Source organism: Micromonospora sp. NPDC049799, from assembly GCF_040656655.1.
Lineage (GTDB): Bacteria > Actinomycetota > Actinomycetes > Mycobacteriales > Micromonosporaceae > Micromonospora.
On sequence record NZ_JBFAMU010000727.1, the window covers coordinates 1 to 1954 of the forward strand.

The 1954-nt window shown below is 73.5% G+C and carries 4 protein-coding genes; all 4 read left to right on the forward strand.

All coding sequences use genetic code 11. From position 1 onward, the window contains the following. On the forward strand, positions 1-279 hold a 279-nt coding region (locus AB0I76_RS28810), incomplete at its 5' end, for a dihydrofolate reductase family protein (RefSeq protein ID WP_357041964.1). A gap of 1 nt (position 280) precedes the next feature. Then, complete coding sequence (locus tag AB0I76_RS28815) at positions 281-892, forward strand: riboflavin synthase (RefSeq protein WP_357041968.1); 612 nt, start codon at positions 281-283, stop codon at positions 890-892. Beyond that, positions 892-1590, forward strand: coding sequence for a nicotinamide riboside transporter PnuC (pnuC, locus tag AB0I76_RS28820; protein WP_357041971.1), 699 nt, complete (start codon positions 892-894; stop codon positions 1588-1590). Before AB0I76_RS28815 ends, pnuC begins: the two co-directional genes overlap by 1 nt. Then, on the forward strand, positions 1587-1954 hold a 368-nt coding region (locus AB0I76_RS28825), incomplete at its 3' end, for a 3,4-dihydroxy-2-butanone-4-phosphate synthase (protein WP_357041973.1). The genes pnuC and AB0I76_RS28825, both read left to right, overlap by 4 nt.

Consider the following 1954-nt stretch of genomic DNA (forward strand, 5'->3'; position numbering starts at 1 on the left):
GTCGACCTGCCGGCGCTGCTCGCCGCGCTGCACGGGCGCGGGATCCGCGCGGTGCTGCTGGAGGGCGGGCCGAAGCTGGCCGGGGCGTTCCTCGCCGCCGGCCTGGTCGACAAGATCGTCGCCTACGTCGCGCCGCGCCTGCTCGGCGCCGGTCCCACCGCGCTGGTCGACGCGGGTGTGACGACCATTGCCGAGGCCATCGACGTGGACTTCGTCGACGTTACGCAGGTCGGCCCCGACCTGCGGATCACCGCGCTGCCCCGGAAGAGGGAGGCCTGACATGTTCACCGGCATCGTCGAGGAGTTGGGCGAGGTCGTCCGGATCACTCCGACGGCGGGGGACTCGGCGCTGGTCGCGGTCCGTGGCCCGCTGGTCACCTCGGACGCCCGGCACGGCGACTCCATCGCGGTCAACGGGGTCTGCCTGACGGTGGTCGACGCCGCCGACGGTGTCTTCACCGCCGACGTGATGGGTGAGACGCTGCGCCGCTCGGCCCTGGGCGCGCTGCGCCCGGGGGACCCGGTCAACCTGGAGCGCGCCGCCGCCCTCGGCAGCCGGCTGGGCGGGCACATCGTGCAGGGGCACGTGGACGGCGTCGGCGAGGTGACCGCCCGGGAGCCGGCCGCGCAGTGGGAGACGGTGCGTTTCCGGCTGCCCGCCGCCCTGGCCCGGTACGTGGTGGAGAAGGGCTCGGTCACCGTCGACGGCGTGTCGCTGACCGTCGCCGAGGTCGGCCCGGACTGGTTCGCCGTCGGGCTGATCCCGACCACCCTGAAGCTGACCACCCTCGGCGCCCGACAGGTCGGTGACCCGGTGAACCTGGAGGTCGACGTCCTCGCCAAGTACGTCGAGCGGCTGCTCGGCGCCGGCGGTACGGGGCAGGTGGCCTGATGGGTCCCCTCGGCTGGTTGCTGCACGCGCAGGTGGAGATCGCCGGTTCGCCGGTGCTGGTCCGGGAGATCGTCGGCAACGGTTTCGGGCTGGCCTCGGCGCTGCTCGGCCTGCGTCGGGTGGTCTGGGCCTGGCCGGTCGGCATGATCGGCAACGCGCTGCTGCTCACCGTCTTCCTCGGCGGTGTCTTCGCCACCCCGCAGGCGCACGACCTCTACGGGCAGGCCGGCCGTCAGGTCTTCTTCTTCGCCGTCAGCCTCTACGGCTGGTGGCGCTGGTCGCGTACCCGCCGTCTGGGGCTGGAGGCCGACGGCGCCGCCGTCACGCCGCGCTGGGCCACCGCCCGTGAGCGGATGGGCCTGCTGCTCGCCGCGGTCGTCGGCACCGCCGCCGCGTACCCGGTGCTGGCCGCCCTCGGCTCGTGGGGGCCGCTGCCGGACGCGTGGATCCTCACCGGAAGCCTCCTCGCCACGTACGGCATGGCGCGCGGCTGGGTGGACTTCTGGCTGATCTGGATCGCTGTGGACGCGGTCGGCGTACCGCTGCTGCTGCGCGGCGGCTTCTACCCGTCGGCGGCGATGTACCTGTTCTACGGCGCGCTCTGCGTCGCCGGCCTCGCCGCCTGGTGGCGCACCTCGCGGGCCGCCCGACCGGCACCCGCACCGATCCCGTCGACCTATTCGGAGGCCGTCGCATGACCAGGTTCGCGAGTATCGAGCAGGCGGTGGCGGACATCGCCGCCGGACGACCGGTCGTCGTGGTCGACGACGAGGACCGGGAGAACGAGGGCGACCTGATCTTCGCCGCCGAACTGGCGACGCCGGAGCTGCTCGCCTTCATGGTGCGGTACACGTCCGGCTACGTCTGCGTACCGCTCACCGAGAGCGAGTGCGACCGGTTGGACCTGCCGCCGATGCACCACACCAACCAGGACAAGCGCGGCACCGCGTACACGGTCACGGTGGACGCCCGCGAGGGCGTCACCACCGGCATCTCCGCCGCCGACCGCGCGCACACCATCCGGCTGCTCGCCGACGCCGGGACCGGCCCGGCCGACCTGGC